19 protein-coding genes are annotated in these 19,832 nt (G+C 37.9%); 10 read left to right on the plus strand and 9 right to left on the minus strand.

Annotated features, from left to right (window positions below):
• Positions 1-30: 30 nt before the first annotated feature.
• Together BLQ87_RS30545 and BLQ87_RS30550 are read right to left on the minus strand one after the other, a co-directional pair.
• Positions 31-486 (minus strand): DUF4265 domain-containing protein, encoded by a 456-nt coding sequence (locus BLQ87_RS30545; RefSeq protein WP_074612702.1) that lies wholly within the window; start codon positions 484-486, stop codon positions 31-33.
• A 22-nt stretch (positions 487-508) separates the two neighbouring features.
• Positions 509-721: a helix-turn-helix transcriptional regulator gene (locus BLQ87_RS30550; protein WP_074612703.1), complete on the minus strand. Its 213-nt coding sequence runs from the start codon at positions 719-721 to the stop codon at positions 509-511.
• Positions 722-1,151: 430 nt separating this feature from the next.
• On the opposite strand from BLQ87_RS30550, the gene BLQ87_RS30555 reads away from it, so the two are divergent.
• Positions 1,152-1,751 (plus strand): hypothetical protein, encoded by a 600-nt coding sequence (locus BLQ87_RS30555; RefSeq protein ID WP_074612704.1) that lies wholly within the window; start codon positions 1,152-1,154, stop codon positions 1,749-1,751.
• 27 nt (positions 1,752-1,778) lie between these two features.
• Complete coding sequence (locus tag BLQ87_RS30560; protein WP_074612705.1) at positions 1,779-2,045, plus strand: hypothetical protein; 267 nt, start codon at positions 1,779-1,781, stop codon at positions 2,043-2,045.
• A gap of 328 nt (positions 2,046-2,373) precedes the next feature.
• Here the strand turns inward: BLQ87_RS30560 and BLQ87_RS30565 are convergent, their stop codons facing one another.
• The 3 genes from BLQ87_RS30565 to BLQ87_RS30575 are packed head-to-tail and all read right to left on the minus strand — an operon-like array spanning position 2,374 to position 5,405.
• Positions 2,374-4,182: a DUF4365 domain-containing protein gene (locus BLQ87_RS30565; RefSeq protein ID WP_074612706.1), complete on the minus strand. Its 1,809-nt coding sequence runs from the start codon at positions 4,180-4,182 to the stop codon at positions 2,374-2,376.
• A 44-nt stretch (positions 4,183-4,226) separates the two neighbouring features.
• On the minus strand, positions 4,227-4,601 hold the full coding sequence (locus tag BLQ87_RS30570) for a hypothetical protein (protein WP_074612707.1): 375 nt from the start codon (positions 4,599-4,601) through the stop codon (positions 4,227-4,229).
• 24 nt (positions 4,602-4,625) lie between these two features.
• The gene (locus BLQ87_RS30575; protein ID WP_074612708.1) at positions 4,626-5,405 is read right to left on the minus strand and encodes a DUF2185 domain-containing protein; all 780 of its coding nucleotides are present in this window, start codon (positions 5,403-5,405) and stop codon (positions 4,626-4,628) included.
• A 357-nt stretch (positions 5,406-5,762) separates the two neighbouring features.
• Here BLQ87_RS30575 and BLQ87_RS30580 point away from each other — a divergent pair, with 357 nt between their 5' ends.
• The 5 genes from BLQ87_RS30580 to BLQ87_RS33635 all read left to right on the plus strand — a co-directional run bounded on the left by BLQ87_RS30580 (position 5,763) and on the right by BLQ87_RS33635 (position 12,011).
• Entirely contained in the window at positions 5,763-7,745 is a 1,983-nt protein-coding gene (locus BLQ87_RS30580; RefSeq protein ID WP_074612709.1) for an ATP-dependent nuclease, read from the plus strand.
• Positions 7,742-9,583, plus strand: coding sequence for a UvrD-helicase domain-containing protein (locus tag BLQ87_RS30585; protein WP_074612710.1), 1,842 nt, complete (start codon positions 7,742-7,744; stop codon positions 9,581-9,583). The genes BLQ87_RS30580 and BLQ87_RS30585 overlap by 4 nt, the downstream gene beginning before the upstream one ends.
• Before the next feature lie 379 nt (positions 9,584-9,962).
• Positions 9,963-10,742, plus strand: a complete 780-nt coding sequence (locus tag BLQ87_RS30590) for a helix-turn-helix transcriptional regulator (protein WP_216857886.1) — start codon at positions 9,963-9,965, stop codon at positions 10,740-10,742.
• Positions 10,743-10,873: 131 nt separating this feature from the next.
• Positions 10,874-11,413, plus strand: coding sequence for a tail fiber protein (locus BLQ87_RS30595; protein WP_074612711.1), 540 nt, complete (start codon positions 10,874-10,876; stop codon positions 11,411-11,413).
• Between the two features lie 187 nt (positions 11,414-11,600).
• On the plus strand, positions 11,601-12,011 hold the full coding sequence (locus tag BLQ87_RS33635) for a hypothetical protein (protein WP_143010599.1): 411 nt from the start codon (positions 11,601-11,603) through the stop codon (positions 12,009-12,011).
• On the opposite strand, the gene BLQ87_RS30605 is transcribed toward BLQ87_RS33635, so the two are convergent.
• The gene (locus BLQ87_RS30605) at positions 11,950-12,420 is read right to left on the minus strand and encodes a hypothetical protein (RefSeq protein WP_074612713.1); all 471 of its coding nucleotides are present in this window, start codon (positions 12,418-12,420) and stop codon (positions 11,950-11,952) included. The genes BLQ87_RS33635 and BLQ87_RS30605 overlap by 62 nt on opposite strands.
• Positions 12,421-12,871: 451 nt before the next feature.
• Complete coding sequence (locus BLQ87_RS30610; RefSeq protein ID WP_074612714.1) at positions 12,872-13,711, minus strand: DUF6266 family protein; 840 nt, start codon at positions 13,709-13,711, stop codon at positions 12,872-12,874.
• A gap of 401 nt (positions 13,712-14,112) precedes the next feature.
• Here BLQ87_RS30610 and BLQ87_RS30615 point away from each other — a divergent pair, with 401 nt between their 5' ends.
• Together BLQ87_RS30615 and BLQ87_RS30620 are read left to right on the plus strand one after the other, a co-directional pair.
• A complete protein-coding gene (locus BLQ87_RS30615) occupies positions 14,113-15,054 on the plus strand; it encodes a TolB family protein (protein WP_074612715.1) in 942 nt (313 codons plus the stop codon).
• A gap of 77 nt (positions 15,055-15,131) precedes the next feature.
• The gene (locus tag BLQ87_RS30620; RefSeq protein ID WP_074612716.1) at positions 15,132-15,458 is read left to right on the plus strand and encodes a carboxymuconolactone decarboxylase family protein; all 327 of its coding nucleotides are present in this window, start codon (positions 15,132-15,134) and stop codon (positions 15,456-15,458) included.
• 25 nt (positions 15,459-15,483) lie between these two features.
• On the opposite strand, the gene BLQ87_RS30625 is transcribed toward BLQ87_RS30620, so the two are convergent.
• Complete coding sequence (locus BLQ87_RS30625; RefSeq protein ID WP_074612717.1) at positions 15,484-16,035, minus strand: RNA polymerase sigma factor; 552 nt, start codon at positions 16,033-16,035, stop codon at positions 15,484-15,486.
• Between the two features lie 89 nt (positions 16,036-16,124).
• The gene (locus BLQ87_RS30630) at positions 16,125-16,916 is read right to left on the minus strand and encodes a DUF6630 family protein (RefSeq protein WP_074612718.1); all 792 of its coding nucleotides are present in this window, start codon (positions 16,914-16,916) and stop codon (positions 16,125-16,127) included.
• 663 nt (positions 16,917-17,579) lie between these two features.
• On the opposite strand from BLQ87_RS30630, the gene BLQ87_RS30635 reads away from it, so the two are divergent.
• Complete coding sequence (locus BLQ87_RS30635; protein ID WP_143010600.1) at positions 17,580-19,787, plus strand: hypothetical protein; 2,208 nt, start codon at positions 17,580-17,582, stop codon at positions 19,785-19,787.
• The last annotated feature ends 45 nt before the right edge of the window (positions 19,788-19,832 follow it).

Raw genomic sequence — 19,832 nt, forward strand, 5'->3', positions numbered from 1 at the left:
TCAAAAACATTGAATTCTTCCTTTTCAGACTTACTCAACTATATGCTTAAAATCGGAAAAACATATTACTGCTCCACAACATTTGGCATTGATCCATTTATTTTGAACAGAGGTGTAATCCAGAGCAAATGGAACATCAATTACAAAATATCCTTCATGGGCTTTCTCACTGGAACAACCTAAAGCATCAAACAGGTTTCTAATGTCATTAGTTTCTATCGCAGAATCAAATATCACAACTTGTACCGTAGAATTCCCAGAAGGTTCTACGGTATATCTATAGGTTAACCGCTCTTGACCTTCATCAAATTCTGCATAAACAATATCATCAGCTGCCACACTGGGGGCATAAAAAGGAATACTATCGAGTTTGTACAATCCCTTCTCTTTATCAATAATTACAGCCCACATTGTTTCAACGGTTTCTTGATCCAACACATTACTATAAAATTGAAAAAGTATTTTTACGTATTCTTCTTCAGCCATTTTGATCTATGGATAACTGAATTTATGCTTTTTTGGAAGAAACTAATAAATCACCTGCTTCTACATCCAAATAAACAGCGATTTCAAACAATTTTTTAATAGATGGCTGGGCCGAATTTGTACACCAACTGGAAACAGTTTCTGGTGCGATCTTTAAAGCATCGGCCAAATCTTTGTTCGTCTTCTTTTTTTCAGCCAATACTGACTTGATACGGTTATAAGTTGTTTTACTCATATAAACTGATGTAGAACAAATATAGCACTCACGAAACAATCACATTATTCATATTAATAACGTATTACGTCAATATATTAATGTTATTTATTATTTAATTTGTGTTTTACATTAACAATCACTAAGTTTGATAAAAATTGTTATTAATTAAATATTATACTTTTGTAATTCTAGTTACGAAAAATTAGGATTGCATACGAGCCTCGCAGCTAAATCTGGTAAATTTAATCTCAGCGAGCGTAAGTGTAGCATCCACCACCCTATAAATTAATAGGGCTGGTGCTCGCTTATGTATGTTGCTGAGATCCATTCCGAAAGGTTTGGTGGTTTACCAGAACCTAGCTGCAACAGATTAAGCGAGTTACCAGCCCTATTTAAAACAGCTGTGATAATTATTTAGTCCGAGGCTTGTTATTAAAACCCTTTAATAATGAGCAACAAAAGAAACCTTCGGTACAATCAGCTTACGGATGAGCAGATCCTAAACCCTCACACCTTCATTGCGGACTTTTGCAGACATGAAATTGACATTGAAGCATTCCGCACACAAATCCACGACCTGATTCGCTCAGCATGCAGTACCACACTGCATGGTAAAAGCGAAGAGTATTTTTATAATTACAGATGTTTACTTAAACTTCTAGAAGCTGGACACATCTTCTTTTGTAAGGGTACAAATCACTCGCTTCACAGTACTTCTTCCAATGCCTCACCTTGCGCAAAAGACCTCACGCGCTATTACAATGTATTAATAAGTACCCATTTTAAAAGCCTTTCTCAGGAAGAGATCAAAAATACCCATTGCTTTTTCAAAGACTTTTTCAGTTTTCTAAGCCTGAACGAATGGCGGTTAATGTTGAGCCGGATTGTAGAATATGCCTATCGTCAGGTGACCATTGATGAAGTTATTGAAGATGGAAGTGCGATGGTACTTGTTAAAGAATATCTGGAAAAGTTGATAGAGGTCATCTATCTGATTGACATTACTCAAACGGAACCCTATGTAAGCCATACCACAACCGTAAACTAAATCACTCGCACCCTTAAAACTAATGTTATGAATGAACAGATTAGCAAATACAGGATCAATGAATATTTGTACAACCTAGACGTGTGGCAATACCGCAAAGCAATACAACTTCTTCCGAAAATCTTGGGTGTTTCCTTAAACACATTTCACAATTACAGGAAGATTCTAATAAATGATGTTCAGGACATTCCCTACGAAAAAGTAGTCCTCATGGAACAATTGTTTGACTTTGAGCCAGGAACACTGGCAACGCAAAATCCGGGAGCCAGAAGTTTAAAAGAACTCCTCCATTGAGTGTTAAGCTTCTTACCACAAAGGCCTTTTCCGTAAACACCAAAGCAAAAACCCAATTGGGCAATGAGCCAAGGGATTTTGCAGGCCGAAAATGCGCGTGGGGCTATCCTATGCAAAGAAACCTTGCTAAACATAATAATAAAGATAGTATCCCCTACTGTATCCTCATTTCGCCCTTGAAATAGCTTCTACAAGCGAAAGGATCCCCGGAGGATCCTTCAAACCCTCATAGCTATAGCTTAGAGGCCATAAAGTAGGGTTCTACCCAACTTCCGCTTGCTCCTTTGACCCTTAATGCCTTAAAATAGACTACCTCAGTTTTTTTACATTAATCAGTAAACTCAAACACCATAAACTTACTAAATGTCCATTTTACAGAATTGTCGGTAATATCGGCATCAAATTTTAACATATCTTCGGTATAAGGTTCAAAAAGGGCACTTACAAAGCCTTCATTCTTAGCAATTTCATAGAGATGAACCAAAAGCATCTGAGCGTGTTTTAAGAATTTTTCGTGACGTGTTCCCTGATCTAGAATTTTTGAAAACTTAAGCTGCAATTGAAAAAAATCATTCTTCTCAATTAACGAATTGATATCTGCCGCAATTTGTTCACATTTTTCATTTTCCTTAATTACATGTAATAATTCATATTTTAATACCATGTTAAGAACAACGCTTTCATAATCCCCAATACTTTCGTGAAAACTGGCTGTCTTGTCCAGAAAGGAACACGCCTTAAGGATATCTGCTCTTCGGTCAACACTAATTTCCCATTTAGCGCTCAGGCTTTTGAAAGACCAGTTCTCAAAAAAGAGTTTGGTATAAAAGCACCTATAAACCCACTCTATTTTCAATCTACTAAGGTTACCCATTGAATGGATGTCATTATGCTTAAAAACATATTTCATCAGCGAATCAAGCCGTTCAAAATAATTATCCTGAATCAGTTTCCATTCGTCAAGCACTTTGGGCAGAAACCTCCTCCTACCTTCCCCAGTCCACGTATTTAAATTTTTACTTAGGTCATTTAGTAAAAATTCAGCCCCTACCTCTAGAACTCGAGCATATCCTAGTATCCTTGCTTTTGGGTTTTGCCGTTCTGACTCGACAATGCAGTTAACCCTATCACAGAAAACCATAAAGTTCTCATTTTCATCCCCTTTGCACTCCTTTATCCAGGCGTAAGCTTTTTCGAGTTGAAGGTATGAACCAATATCCTTTTTATTCATTATTTCTTCAGAAGCCTCTTTAAAAGCCTCTTTGCTTAGAATTCCTACTTCATATTTAGCCTGAAGAATAGAATATGCGAGACCTGTCTGAAGCTGTAAGTCAAATTCGCTACATCTCTTACTCGCTGCAAGTAAAAGGTCAAGAGATTTATGAATCTTACCTTTGTGGTAATAAGCCAACCCACAAACTAATTCAAACATTGCAGGAACATTTTCTCTTGGATGAGATCGTTGCTCTATCTGAATTATACCTTCAAAATTGGCCTGATTAAGCAAGTGTAAGCCGTGATCTGTAATAAACCGTATATTTTCTTCGATGCTATGGACATCCCTATTACTATCTATGAATATACCCGAAATAGAATCGGTATGCCTCAATAGGTCAAGATGGTTATTTACCGTTTTAAAAAACGAGCCCTGTTGAAGTGTGTTGTTATACATTCCTTGAATAACCTCTGAAGTCAATACTTTGCAAAACCTGACCTTGAACTGGTTTGGATATTTTCCAAGTTTATATTTCTCATACAATAGATTTCGAACTAAAGAAGATTCCTCTACATAAAAAATATCGTTACGAGAGTCATAAACCACATAGTAAGCGGGCATAACATAATTACTAAGATACCCTATATTGCTCACATCTAACGGGAATGAAAGAGAGCCATCTACATTAAGCTTGATTTTCGCAGTGGCCTTTAGCTGAATAGCAAAGCGAAAGTTGGTATAGCGGTTAAGTTCCTTTACCTCCACGATCAAATCAATCCCTTTATCTCTTTCTGTTTCCGAACGTAGCTCAAACTGTTCAGGTGGGAACAGAGGAGCCAATTTCTGTCTAGATACTGTTTCCAAATCTTCAGCTCTGCTTGACGCAGGAAGCGGTAGATTTCCAAAAAGGGCTTTATTCATTTGGTAGATTTATTTAAGTATTATGGCAATACAGTTATTAGCTTTTATCTATTAGCTTTTAGATTCAAATAAGTACGATACTCCTCTTGTATCATCCCAGCATTTATAAAATTATCAATTTCAGCACCGTACTCATCTAATGAAAAATCGATAGCTTCATCTAGTGTAGAAAAAGTGTTTATAATCCCTAGCGGCTCATCTGGATCCAATGTCGAAAATTCGTATACATCAATGAAATCTTCATTACCTTCATCAAAAGACTCAATGTAAGCAACGCTAAACTCACCATTATCTTCTTTCTCAAGGCTTATCCATCTCAAAATGATATAACTATCCTCTTGTTTGTATCCAAGCCACTGCTCTACTTTTCGACCTAGGCTTAGGTTCGTCCTAAGCTGTTCATTTTGTAAAAAAATCATAAATCCAAAGTCTAATGTTCATAATTAAGCCACGGTGTCAACTAGTCTTATATTTTTCCAAGTTTCAATTGCCCAATCCAAATCTTCCTCGTCATCAAAATATATAGCAACCTCTAAAACCTGCCTGTCTATAATTGAAAAACCATAAATGACCCTATAGCTTTTATCATTGTCATCTTCCTGTATCATATAACCTAACCTTGCAACTTCAGCGTCCGAAAAATCAAAAGTCATCAATGTTTTAGACACTGTCTGATTCCTATTTTCAATATCCTGGTTCCGCTCTGCATATATTGCCTCCTTACTTTTACCTTCTTCATTCCAGATTGCAATTCTTACAGACTTGTCACCAGTCGTATACAACAGATCACGACTTTCCTCCACCCTTCTCTCAAACAAATTATTAATGTCTATCAGCCAGTTTTCAGTTAATTTATGAGTAACCATATAATCATCTTCCATCTCAAAGTCTGAAACCTTATACCATTCGGTACTATCTTCAGTTTTTTCATAAACAGAACCAATTCCTTTGAATAAAAGATCCTCGATGGATGGATCAATTTTCAGAATTGTCGATGGATTATAAATCCCTATATTGCTGGGATCATCAGTATATTCTTCACCTTCAAATCCTGTAAAAATTCTCCAGCCACTATCTTCCGGACTCATTCTTTTTTCACGGTACATAAATCGTGGCTTGATTTGCTCATCCACAACCATTTTTGAAACCATTAATCCACCAATAGGCGGAAAGTTCTCAAAATTATTCTCTCGTTTATCCTCTTTCTTTTTGAAAAAACTCATATTTAAGTTGTTCGTACATTGACACTAATCTCTTGCTTTCAAACTCACCGTTTTCGCTTTACTTCTGCAAAAAAGATAGTAAATATTATTTAAATATTTATTATCTTTTTTATTAAAAAACGCTATGCAAACCAATATCAATAATAGAATAGGTGTATATATCCCACAGCAATACATTGATCAAATTGAAGAAGCAAATAAATTGTCGGTAAAGTTGGCACATTAAGGCCGAGTGTTTTTCGAAACACTCGGCCGTTAGAAAATCAATCGCCTACATTTAATAGGTAATCTTAATCTACAAATGAGCTATAAAGATTAACTAAAAAAATGCTATATCTTTAGTTAACATTCTAAATTATGCGCATCACAAAACTTAAAATACAAGGTTTCCGTTCTTTTGGTACCGAGTCAATCATCAAGATTTCCGGTAACCTAAGTACATTCATCGGTCTTAACAGCTCTGGCAAAACAGCTGCATTAGAAAGTCTCAGGAAGCTTTTTGGAAACACAAATCAAGAGCGTGAACTTTCACTTGAAGATTTCCATGTCGCTCAAAATGAAGACACTAGTAACACTGAAAACAAATCGCTATCCATTGAAGTTCGGATTGAATTTGAGGAGGAAGAACCTGAGTCCATTCCACATTTTTTCAATCACATGGTGGTTGACGATGAGGGCAAGAAACCTTATTTGAGATTACGGCTCGAGAGTACATGGACAAAATCGCTCGTTCAACCCGATGGAGATATCGTTTCAATGCTCTATTTTATAAAGGTTCCTGAAGGTGAAACGGAGGATGAGGATACAAAGCAGTTGTTTCCTAATTATCTGAAGAACCTTTTCCAGGTAATTTATGTTCCAGCAATTCGAAAGCCATACGACCAAATCAGGTATGCGACTGGAACAATGCTATTTCGGGTTTTAAGAAATATCAATTGGGAAGATAGTTTTAAGGAAAAGTTCAAGGATCAAATGAATAGCATTTCAAACGACTTCAAAGAGATCAATGAAGTGAAAGCTATTCAAGAATCTATATCCGGATACTGGTCTAAATTCCATAAAGATGAGCGTTACAGCTCAAGTGACCTAAATTTCGGTGGAAACGATGTAGATTCCGTTTTGAAAAAACTAGAAGTATCGTTCAGTCCATCAGCAACCATAAGGCCTTATTCGGTCAATGATTTAGGTGAGGGCTATCGCTCCCTATTTTATCTGACACTAGTCTGCGCCTTGCTTGATTTAGAAGAAAAGGCAATCGGAAACCCGGATGAGATTGGAATCACTAAACCGCTACTTACGATTTTGGCCATTGAAGAGCCGGAAAACCACATCGCTCCCCAGTTGCTTGGTCGCGTCATTAAAATTTTGAGCACGATTGGGGAAAAGAAAAACTCACAAATTTTTATTTCCTGCCATACTCCGGCCATTGTGAAGCGGATTCCACCTGAATCAATTCTACATTTCAGAATAACTAGCAAATTCGAAACAGCTGTCAGTAATATTGTACTGCCAAAAAAAAGTGATGAAGCATACAAATATATTAAAGAGGCAATACGTAACTATCCAGAAATTTACTTCGCTAAACTTGTTGTAATCGGAGAGGGCGATAGTGAAGAGGTATTGTTCAATCGCTTAATGCAGGTTAAAAATGTGGATTTTGATGACAATATTATCACCTTCGCTCCTTTGGGACATAGATTTGTAAACCATATCTGGAAGTTACTTAAGACCCTTAGTATTCCTTTTGTAACACTTTTAGACTTGGATACAGAACGTGAGGGTGGTGATTGGGGACGGATAAAATATGTTTGTCAACAGTTGATGGACTTCGGGGTAAAACGTGAAGACATTCTTTCTCTCGAAGATGGAAAGGTTATGAGTACGAAAGACTTTGATGAGCTCCATAAGGTGAAGATCAAAGTAAATGAGATCCCAATTATCAAAAGTTGGGTAAAGTTCTTGGAGTCATACGATGTTTTTTATTCATTTCCACTGGATCTCGATTTTTTAATGCTCGAGCATTTCACTGAAACATATAAGAATGCTATTCCAAAGAATGGCGGACCTGAAATCCCAGATGAAGAAAATGAAGAAGCTGAATTTAAGGAAAAATTGTCCACAGCAATACAGGCGACTCTGAAATCGAAATCGGCTACAGGAGCAATTTATTCTGAAAGTCAAAAGAGATTAATGATATGGTATAATTATCATTTTTTAGGCCGAGGAAAACCTTCAACGCATATACAAGCACTATCACTTCTAAAAGATAATGAGATTCTGAAAAATCTTCCTCCTGTATTTAATGCCATGTTTACCAGAATATCAGAAAAATTGAAATGAGACTAATCCAACCTAACGAATGGCATCCTGCTGACGGACTTGAATTAGAAGATAACGCTTTAGAGGTTGTCACTTCCAATGAAAACAATTTGGTTGTTGCGGGACCTGGTGCTGGTAAAACTGAATTGTTGGCGCAACGTGCCTGCTATTTATTACAGACTAATACCTGTAAATATCCGCATAAAATACTCGCCATTAGCTTCAAAAATGACGCTGCCTATAATCTGCGTGAGCGAGTAAGGCAGCGATGTGGCGAAGAGGCTTCAAAAAGGTTCGATTCTTTCACATTCGACTCATTTGCAAAACAAATTGTCGATAGATTCTGCGCGGCAATACCGGCTGACTACCGTTTGAGCAAAGATTATGAGATCATAATTCGGGACAATAGGATCAAAGACCTTTATAAGGCTGCATCATTGGATTTCTTCAATACAAAAGAGCATTTGATTAAATTTCATACAGAACAAGCATTGCCCATATCGGGCGGAAAAAATGAAGACATATATCGCAAAGCTGTCTGGAAAGATTTATTAACTGCTCAACCTCAACAATTGGTGTCATTTCCGATGTTAATGAGGATCGCTCAATTACTAATCGACACTAATCCACTAGTTAAAAAGTACCTTCAACAAACCTATCACTTTGTATTTCTTGACGAATTTCAGGACACCACCCAAGTTCAATATGATTTCTTCAAATCATGCTTTTTAGATAGCCCCTCGGTTTTTACTGCTGTAGGTGACGACAAACAAAGAATTATGGTTTGGGCGGGTGCGAAGATCAAAGTCTTCGAGGAATTTCTAACCGATACAACCGCGCAAAGTATTGCCCTAAGCTTGAATTTTCGGTCCGCGCCACGACTTGTTGAGCTTCAAAACTACTTGACGGAACATCTTCTGAACAAGCCAGATAAGGCGATTCCCTCAAAAAAATGGAAGGCTGATCAGGGTGAATGTGATGTTTGGCTGCTTCAAAGCCAAGAACAAGAAAAAAAATATCTCTTCAAAAAGGTAAGCCGTTGGCTGCAAAATGACTCTGTAAAACCACGCGACATCTGTATTTTGGTGAAGCAGCAACTGGAAGCTTATGTGGGCGACCTCATAAAATATTTCAATGAAAATGGAATAAACGCTAGGGACGAAACCATCTTACAGAACCTAATCACTGAAGATTTCGTGATTTACATTGTCAATTCGATGTATTTTCTAATAGATAAAAAAAATGGCGATGCTAAACGTTTAGCAATGCAATTTTTGGGAAACTTGCGAACTGAATTCTATGATGAACAACTGTTAAGGCTAGATTTGGGTTATAACAATTTCGTAGCTAAACTAAGGGGAAATTACCGCCGTCCTTTAACTGATAAACTGATGAACGATCTGATCCAGGAAATCGTTGACTTTGCAGGTATTGATAGAATCAAATCACATTTTCCACAATATAAAGTTGGAAGCTGTTTTTCTGAAGATTTGGAACGGGTTAAAGCCTTTATTAAAAATTATTATGCGATTCATAAAACATTAAAGCCCGCTTTAGATGGTTTTATGGGCGTGAATACCATTCCCGTAATGACTGTACACAAGAGCAAAGGCCTTGAATACCATACCGTAATCTTCGTTGGCCTTGAAGATGGAGCTTTCTGGTCATTCAATACTCAGGCAGATGAAGACAAGTGTACATTCTTCGTTGCACTATCAAGGGCGAAGGAACGTGTTGTCTTCACCTTTAGCAAGACTAGAAATTCTACAAGGAATTCAAACCAGTCCTTAAAATCCATCAGAGTACTATTTGAAGAATTACAAAAATCTAAAATTGCAAATATTCAAGAGATCAAATAATTCAACTATCAAAAAAAATGCTTATTTTTATGTCATAGCACTTGCAGCTAAAACGTACAAATAAAAGGTGAGCGATTCGGTGAGTACTAAATCCAAAACCTTCCAGATAATGAATAAACCCTGATTTTCGCACTAGGTGTGAATCCCAGCGGGATCACGAAAAGCCTCAGATTTCTCTGAGGCTTTTTGCATTTATATTAAAATAAAGATTGTGAAAATGGATCAATCTCAAATTTTCCGTAGCAAGAATGCTAGAAGAACTCTATATCCTTAACATATCTGAATAGATTACTATGCTATAGTTTAATTTTATAATTCAGCTATATAAAATTATATTTATATAGCTGAATTATACTTCCGGACTAAATCTACGCTGGTAATGGAGAAACAAGACTCAATTTTTTATCTCACCGCCAAAAAATTTTGGCAGACGGTAGTCAGTAATGAAGCGAGGATAGATATCTCTCAATTGCAATGGCAAATAGAGGTACATAAGAGAATGTTGAGTATTTTTCATGTCGGAGATTATTATTATGTTCTTTTTAATGTCTACAGGGGAGAAATAGAACACACAAGCGTGGAAGTTACAAATGTATTGGGGTACACGCCAGAAGAGATGACCATTCATCGTTTTATGGGAAATATACATCCTGAAGATAAACCCTATTTTTTATGCTTTGAGGATAAAATCGTTACCTTTTTTAATCTCTTGCCTAAAGATAAAATCAAGAATTATAAGATACAATATGATTTAAGATTGAAAACTAAGAGTAATAAATATATCCGAATATTAATACAATATTTGCCTTTGGATTATGACCAAAATAATTTTTATCGTAGTTTCCATATACATACTAATATCACCCACATTAAGCCGGAGGGTACTCCCCGTTTTTCGATTATAGGACTTGATGGAGAACCGTCTTACTACAATATACAGGACACAGAAGTCTTTACCAAGTCTTATGATCTGTTTACCAGAAGAGAACGGGAGATTTTAAAACTCATTGTAGAAGGTAAAAATAGTAAAACAATAGCCGAGGAATTGTACATAAGCTTACATACTGTTAATTCGCACAGAAAGAACATTTTGAATAAAGCTGGTGTTAAAACACCATTGGATTTGGTAAGAAGGGTTATAAGTGAAGCTTGGATGTAAGCTATACAAAAATCACTAGGACTAGGTATTTTTTCGTGTTTTTAGAAGACCTAATTTTATATTAAATATCAAGCAACAGGGTAGCTGAAAACTGCAAATTGAAAGAGTAAGCAAGACTTAAATTTAATTTTATGGCTAAAGACAACTTACCAATTGGAACAATCATGCCTTACGCAGGAGAAACGGTTTCATTAAACAACAACAATTGGAAAATTTGTGATGGGGATAGTGTTTATAAATCACATTATCCAATACTATGGAGCGTATTAGGTAATAGATGGGGTAAACACGAGGTTATAGGTGCAGACGTCAAATTCTCGTTACCTGATTTGAGGGGCGTTTTCCTTCGTGGCGTCAATGCTGACAGAACCGATAAATTTAAAGACCCCGATGTTGAATTGAGAACTGCGGTAACTGATGATAAAAGAAATGAAACTGGAAGTTTCCAATTGTCTGATGTTGGACAACATCAGCATTATATAAATCAAACCACAGAAGCAAATAAAGACGAAGCGGGCCCTCGAGATAATGTTGGGCCAATAACTCACGACCCGGCTGCAATTTACAAAAGTGTATCGCTTTTACCTGTCCCAACCGAACAAAATCCACATAATGAAACACGACCTTCAAATGCGTACGTTCATTATATTATAAAAGTAAAAGACGAATAGGCGCACACAACATCAATTTGGCAGCTAAAGTACTTTCATACAAGGTTCAATATCAGAAATTCTATTGAACCCTGTATACTAAAACCCCACCACATCTCCTACACTTAAACGGTTATCTGCTATTCAAATCGGCCGCACCGCTTAAAATTTGAACAATGGACAGAAAAGATTTATAAAAAACAGTTTATTGACAACTGGAGTAGCTTTGGTTCCTAACGAAATCTGGGCTCTTGACAAAAGCTTTAATGTGGGGATAAAAAGTTTGAATAAATTTGTTTCAAAATCCAACTTAAAAAGGTTTAAAATTTCTGACATTGGGACAAAGTTTTTTGAAACAGAATTAAGCATTGTAAAACCTACAACAAATTTCAGTCTACATAGAAAATACTTCATTTCCGAAAATATAAAAGTTATTTGCACACCTACACTTTTAGAAACAGACAATAACGAAAGTTTAGTATTCATACCCGAACTTTACAAAGACAAAAAACACAATGGTTTTATTGTAAAAGTTTGCGAAAATGGATGGTGTGAATTTAATGAACTGATAGTTTTGCTTCAATTTTTAGGAGATAGTTCAGCACATCTTTCTTTATAGCAGCAGAAACACTTCCATAGTCATTGATCAGATAGACTCTATTTTCCTTCATTTTGCCCGGAATACTAATATTCCTTTTGCGATGATCACCTACTCTCACTATCCTAATCGTATAATATCGACCAGAAGAAGAGTGAATTGTAATTTCATTGAAATCTGATAAATCCGGGTTATTATTCATATTCTTCTGCCCGGTTTCGGCATTAAGATAAATATCAGTGTTATCTATCTTGTAATGGGGATTATTATTATCGAAATTACGATAGGTTTGGGTATTGCCATGCTTTAAAATAAAATTTTTCACAGCCTCGAACCGATCAATCGTGAAATCGTCGGTTATATCAATAAAGTGAGCTTTATTAAAAGCAAGACATGGTATTAAGCAGGTAAACAGTAAAATATATTTCATGTCGGGCAGCGTTTATTTGTTTTATCCCAGGCTCTGTAAAAAAATGTTAAGATCTTCCTCTTTATCCAGTTCCAGTTTTTTGTATAAAATGATACTAAAACATCTTGTTTACAACGATAATCAAAAAAGTTATTTTTATCACAAATAAAACATGATCAGGCACATAAACCCAAATTTATTTGTACATAAACTTAAGTTTAGTAAATACGAAACAGAAATCGCAATTCTTGATATCGTTTTGTACAAGAAATTTAATATCAATGCACATATTTACACATTCGCTAGTCAATGAAGAGCTAACAAAATAGCCATTGCATTAATTGTGGTTGGAAGATAAATCAGGAAAAGATTAATTCCGGAATTAACCGGACAGCAAATGCCAGCCCTTATGATAACAACTATAATAAAGGTGATATTTATCAAAAACATGTTGAACGCTGATCGCTAATCTTTAACCAGGACCTCCGGGAAGATGTGCTAATTTATTCTTCAGAGACAGGTATTCTGTTTCCAAATTTCGAAAAGCTTTGTTGCTGCGCTTCAAGCATAATTCTATCTCTTTTTTCCGGGTTAAATATTTGGGCTCAACCTGATCAAACCTGGCTTTTAAGGTGATGTATTTTTCCTGAGCGGCCTGTTCTTTGGCACTTTTTACGGTCCCATTTATATTTCCCAGATAGATGCTGTTTGAAATCTGCTTTCCATCAGCTGATTTGAAGCAGGCATAGGCCTCTATGGGCTCATGAATGTAGACTTCACTTAAAGGGAGAATCACCTCACCGGAATCCCTTCTTGATGCATTCAGGAAGGATCTTCCATATTTTCTTGAGGGATAATAGAGCAGAATCATGAGGATATCATCACCGTCATGCCCTCCCGTATAGCTTTCCGGATTCCAGTTTAAGGTCAGTTCTGTTTCCGTTTTACTCATGCTGAAATCCCTTGCTCCGGGAAGCGTGCCATAACTGAGTACTACCTTGCTATAATCTACACTGATGTTAGGATATTCTCCCTGCAATGCCTGTTTTTTATTGTAAGAGACCGCCAGGTTGTGTGCATTTTTTACCGTTCCCCTGGCTTCCAGTTCAAAACTATTCCGAATAAACTCTTTCATCGGTTTTACAAGGCTCATCGTGACCTGCATCGCCTGATAATTGGCCAGTTGTTTAATGCTGGGTTTGCCTTGTTCACCGATCATCCGGCAGACTGCCTGTCCTTTAAGCATGTAGTACACCATACCTCCGATTTTCCCATTGGGATGACCAAAAGCGCTATTTGATAAGATTGCCATAATTTATAAGTTAATTGTGTAATTAAATATAGGTTTAATTTTTAGTTACAACAATAGTCGCATAACATTTGTTTTAACAGGAAATGCGGAAGCTGCATATAGCCTTTATAAAGACTCTTGAATTTTATGGAAATTAAAATAACTCTGAACGTTATAATGACAGCCTTTGAATGGGCTACAGGCCGGCTGAGGCCCTACCAACTCCCCTATAAAACCGCCATAAAATTCGCGTAATGGAAGAGCGCGTATAAAATCTTCCATTCATCTTTTTTGGCGAAAACAATACCTCAATAAAACACGAAATTGAACTATCATATAAAGAATAAAGAATATTCATAACTTCATACTAACCTAAATGTATCGTTTCGCAGAAACGAGCTATACGAAATAAACTAACGCTCATGCCAAACAATCTTCCCGTAGTAAATTGGGTCACGCTAGAAGGTGACTTTAAGGATTACCGTCCGGCAATTGGACCTGATGGTAAAAAAGTGGTCTTTGAAAGAAGCTTTAACGGCGAGACTCAGCTCTATATGGTCCAAGACCTGCAAGGCAACAATCCTCAGCCGCTTTTACCTCAGCAGGCCACCCTTGCTCAAACACGACCGGACTGGAACTGGATGAACAATACTATAGTGCTGAATATTAGCGATCAGGACAATGTCAGTGTCTGCACCGTTAATGCCGATGGATCTGATTTGACGAAGCTTTCCGGGACGGAGCGTTACTACTATCCGCAATGGGCCTCCCTATCTCCGGATAGCAACAACGGCTTTGTCGTTATGAATAATACCGACCTGGGAAACCCTAAAAGTACCCTTATAGACGGGCTCGGCAACATTATTCCCGGCTACATTGATATGAATGGAACGGATTCAAATGGAAAAGACATTTTTGGGGGCATGCCCGCTGTTTTTCCGGGTCAGAGCACATTGATTGCCTTTGCCGGGCAATCAAAATGGACACCTGCGACTAAATATAACCAGGATAAGAATTACATTTTCCTGAACACCGAAAATAACGGTGTATTTACTTCTTCGCCTATGGAGTCCTCAGCTTCTATCACAACATTCGACCCGGATTTTCAAGGTCGCGCTCCCGCCATCTCTCCCGATGGGAAGTTTATTGCTTTTGAGAGTACCCGCAATCATGGCTACTCCATATATCTTTTCAATTTGTCTGATCCAGACGCTATAGCTGTTCAGCTGACAGACACATCTGTTGCGCCGAATGCCCAGCACCCTAAATTCTCTCCTGATGGCCAACGCCTGATTTTCTGTGCAAATAACCCGGAAGTAAGACAACGCCGCATCGCCTGGATTGACATTTCGGAGTACTTATAATGCCTGTTATGGTTTTTACTTCCGTAAGGGTGATAATACCAAGTCCTGGGTATTAACAGATAACTAGAAGTAGACAAATGACAAAATTCACAGAAAGTACAGACAAAAAATTTGCTCAGGATATCATCGCAGGAGCGCCTAAACAGTCAAAAGCCTGGCTTGCGTTTGATCAGGAAGTTGGAGAAGTTGAAGCCAAAATTCCATTGAAATATAAAGAACTTATTTCAATAGGAGTTGCTTTAACCACTCAATGCCCATATTGCATAGAACGGCATATTAAACAGGCAAAAGAACTTGGGGTAACTCGGGAAGAAATCTCAGAAACGATTATGATTGCAGCTGCACTGCGTTCAGGTGCTGCAATCGGTTATGGTTTACTGGCAATGAAGCTATTTAAGGAATAAGATGAATTCAATTTTAAAAAGGGAACTACAACATTTCTTTTTGTTTTTCCCTTTTTAACTGCTGTATGCACTTGTATTGTTGGTTGGCTGCGGTGTGTTTATTTTTCCAACCCATTTTTTGCATCAGGCTTACCATTGGTTCTCTATGGAAGAAAATGGCTTTTAAGATACGTTGGCAGTTCCTGGTGATCTTTGCAAGCCAATACGCAATTTTTTCGTCCTTGCCTGGTTCTTTTTTCAACTCGAATGTAAACGTTTCGCTTTCTCTCAGATATTTCTCACAGTCTTCAACCGGAATGAGCTTATTATCTCTTAGCCTTTTCAGCCAAATGTTCCTGGCAATGGCAAATGTATATGTTTTAAGAGATGAGGTCAGCATAAAATCCGGCTGTCTTACTTTTTGAAGTAATACGATAACGGTTTCTTGATAAACATCTTCTGCATCTGCAGTAGTTCCAAAGTTTTGGGAAATATATTTAGCAACAGGAGGGAAATATAATTTATACAAAACTTCAAATGAAGCATTGCTTTCACTCCTAAGGTCTTCTAAAAGGTTATTATCAGATATTTTTCGCATTTGATTATATAATTTGTCACTTAACTATACCCAAATTGATGCAATATCACCCATTTTTTCTATTTTTCACCACCTGAAGAATAAAGGTTTTAATCCTTATAAACAAGCCCCAACTTTTTAAGTATTTCAAAGGCATTCACCAGGTTAAGATCACGCACAGGCAGGCACGCGAACATTTGGTACTCATCGAAATGGGTCCCTATCGCGATGAGCTTAAGGCCAGAATCATTCAAATGACCATTAAAATAGCGTAAAATAGCGGCTTCCCAATCAGCGTCATGAGTTACGTCTTCAATTTGTTGTTCGCCTGGATAAGGTAAAACAATGCCTAATTCCTGTACAGCTCCCAGCTTATTTACCTCCATAATTCCAATTTCTGCCCATTCCTTCCATTCAAAAGAGACGGACCTGTTTGCCTGCGCTAATGCTGAAGTAATTTGTTTCCATACCCACTTTAAATCAGGCGTCTTCTTAGCTGGGAGCTTTTTCGACGAAATTTCAGCTTCTTTCTCCGTTAAAATGAGAAAAAATAGATGGAGTAGTTCTGCCCGAACATCCATTTCGCTAAATTTAGGACCTGTCACCAGCTCGTATTCCATTCGTCTCCACAATACATCCAGCTCCTGCCAATCATCCTCATCCATAGTACCCTCGAAAAATTCCTTTTTGCGTACATGATAGAGCAGCTTTTTTACAGAAAGAACGTCTCCCTCAATTGACGCCTGGTAGGATCGTTCATCCCTAAAATTTGTATTCAATACAATCCGGTCTGGAAAAATATCATGTGTGACCTCTTCTTCAGCATCAAAATGAATTTGACCTTTTTCGCTTCCATACTTAGAGGTAATGAGCTGGACACTGGATATGGCAATAGCGTGCATCTTTTTTATTTATAGTGTGAGATTTATCAGTAAGGCAACTTATGCCTCAAATTTGCATAAAATTTTTTATCAATAGTACTTTCACCTCATGTGGAAACCTGGCTGTAACCATAGGTTCGACAGTTGGCGGATTGGCAATCCTGAAAGTTGGAATTCATCAGTTGCCCTGGATAAGCGTTATTCTGCTTGGCTTCTCGTTGCCGGCATCCTTCTTAAAATGAGCATTCAGTTGAAATAAAAGAAACCCTTTTGTAAAGAACTACGACCGGAGGGCGATCTCGCCCTCTCCTCTTATCCCTTAATTTAATGATAACACCTTACAGCTTCTATTTCCAGATTTTGTTGTTTCCAACGAACAGCGCTAAACAACTCCGTATTTCTCCCCTGCCTAAAAATGATCGACGGTTTCTACAAAACTTCCTGTCGCCTACATTTAGGGATTTTTCCATTTCGTTAAATGCGCAAATTCACATTACACTAACGAACTCTGCTATGAAACAACTGATCCGGCAATTAAAGGAAAAAATACTTTCGTACCAAAAAAGCTTTTACCGGTTTAAATCAATCCACAGAAAAATCATGTCTGAGTTATAAATGGCCAGCTGCGAAACAGCGCTGGCTCCTCCGCGAACAACTAAGTTCAAAATCCCTAAGCCTGTCATTATGAAGAAAATACTAACTACGCTACTCATCTCCTCCTGTTTATTGAATGTGACCGCACAAAATTCCTTACTATCCATTGGTACAGGAATCAATATTCCGGGTAAGACCATCAAAGAAAACACTGGCCTGGATAATGGATATGGCTTTAACGGCAATCTATATGTTCCCTTGTTTACAAAATCTTTTTCCATCGGCTTCAATGCCGGAGGAGAATATTTTACCGGAAACAAGCGACATGAGCTCAACAGCTATACTCCTTTCCAAATTACCGGACAAAGCAGCAATCCGGCAATTGGGCTTACAAACCTGGGGAGCCCTAAACAATCCGGCTTTAAAGCAGAAGGTGGTGCCCAGGCAAATTTAACTTTTGGGCCAGTCACCATTTCACCAATTTTGAATGCCGGTTATTTCAGCATGAAACAAAAAGGATTTTCTGCTACCCAAACGAGTACGGTAAATGGAAAAACTAATGAATACAATTTATACAGTCAGGCGGAAACTAAAACCACCGGATTCGTGATTATACCTAAACTGCGTTTCAGCTATTTCCCCGGGAAGTTTGGGTTTTATGTTGAAGGAGCATACAGCAACGGTCCGACAGTTAAAAATGAAAGCATGGTGTTTAAGCCACAGGGCAATGCAGATGCTCAGGGCTTTTACAATATTGATCAGATGCTGACTGGAACCAGGCAGCCTGCAACCAAAAACACCACATTTAACAGCCTTGCATTCAATCTTGGGATCAGTTTGGCACTGGGAAAAAGCAATTCCGAAAAAGAAACCAGAAGAGAAACAACAGCACCACAAGCCAGAGGAGAAAAGGAAATCAAAAGTACTGAGCAAATAAACGATGATTTGGACGCCTTTGCCGGACTACCGCTTATCAAACTTGAAGGTAGAACGGACGACCGGCAGGAATGTAAGCCCGTAATCCGGTATCCAAGACAAGGACAACGTTTTGGTGAAAAGGATCCGATAAACCTCCGTGTACACATTCCTACCAGTTATACCGGCGAAAAATCCATCCGAATTTATAAAATCTCCGACGATGAGGATTACCTAAGTAAGCTAAACCCCGGAGAAAGAGCGGGCCTCAGCGACCGCATGAGTCTTACCGTAAACACGCTGCTCGAACAAAGCGGGAAAAACAAACCATTTGTTAAAAGTTTAACTAAGAACGGCAATGAATACAGTTCCGTTCTTGATGGATTGGAAAAAGGCAGCTACATGGCTTTAGTTGGAGCAGACAACTGCCATGCAAACCCTGTTTCCTTTATTATTGGTTCCGGTTTACACCGCCTGGATGTATTGATTGATACTGCCAGATGTAAAGGTTTTAATGCCGCCGGACAACCTGTTTATACCATCGCCATCACCTTGAAAAATTTCAGTACAGCTGCAGAAAACATCACCTACGACTTTAACAACGCGGCCAACATCGCACAGAACGCAGCAATTCCAGGTAATTTAATTGCAAATATCGTATATGCCGGTGCAAACGGGACCATCAGCCTTTCGGCAGGAACATATCCGGCTAGCTTAGCGCCAGGTGTACAGCAAACCTTCAGCATTGACTATACTCCGGCCAATGTGAATGCAACCTGCTTAAATCTGAATGTTTACACCAGCAGCTTACAAGGCAATGCAACCGTCAATGACAATACCTTTTATTGTACACCAGTGATACAATGTGCTTGTAATTATTGCGATTTGATCAAATGGGAATTCTCAAAAGATAAAGTTACTGCGACTACCCAACTGACCAATAATAGCATCAGCTTATCTACCACCATCACTGCTCCTAATGTCAACATCAAGAACTTCAAAGCCGAGCTCATTAGTTTTACCCATGTTTCCGTAAACGGTACAGAAGAGTGTTTCAGTTGTAATAAGGACAGTCAGACTTTTGGAAATTTCAGTTCCGGAACATTTACTTCTGCAGGCTGGGGCACATTAAATGGTTTGTTTCCTGTCATTCCTGCCGGAGGAGGCAATACGCACCATACCCTGAGCTGGTTCTCTTTATCTCCACCCGTTACAGCACTTTCAGGCTCCAAAATAGACCTTAATATTTCGGCGCCTCCGTTCAGCACCTTAGCCTGTTGCGATGATGTGATCAGATTTTGTATTCGCTATAGCTTTACAAATGAGGATTGCCAGAGCTGCAGCTTTGTAAAATGCTATCAGGTTACCAGAAAACATAAATAATTAAGCGCTTTTAAATACATTCCGATGAACCCATCAAAAGCATAC

It is taken from the genome of Pedobacter steynii, from assembly GCF_900103665.1.
Taxonomy (GTDB): domain Bacteria; phylum Bacteroidota; class Bacteroidia; order Sphingobacteriales; family Sphingobacteriaceae; genus Pedobacter; species Pedobacter steynii.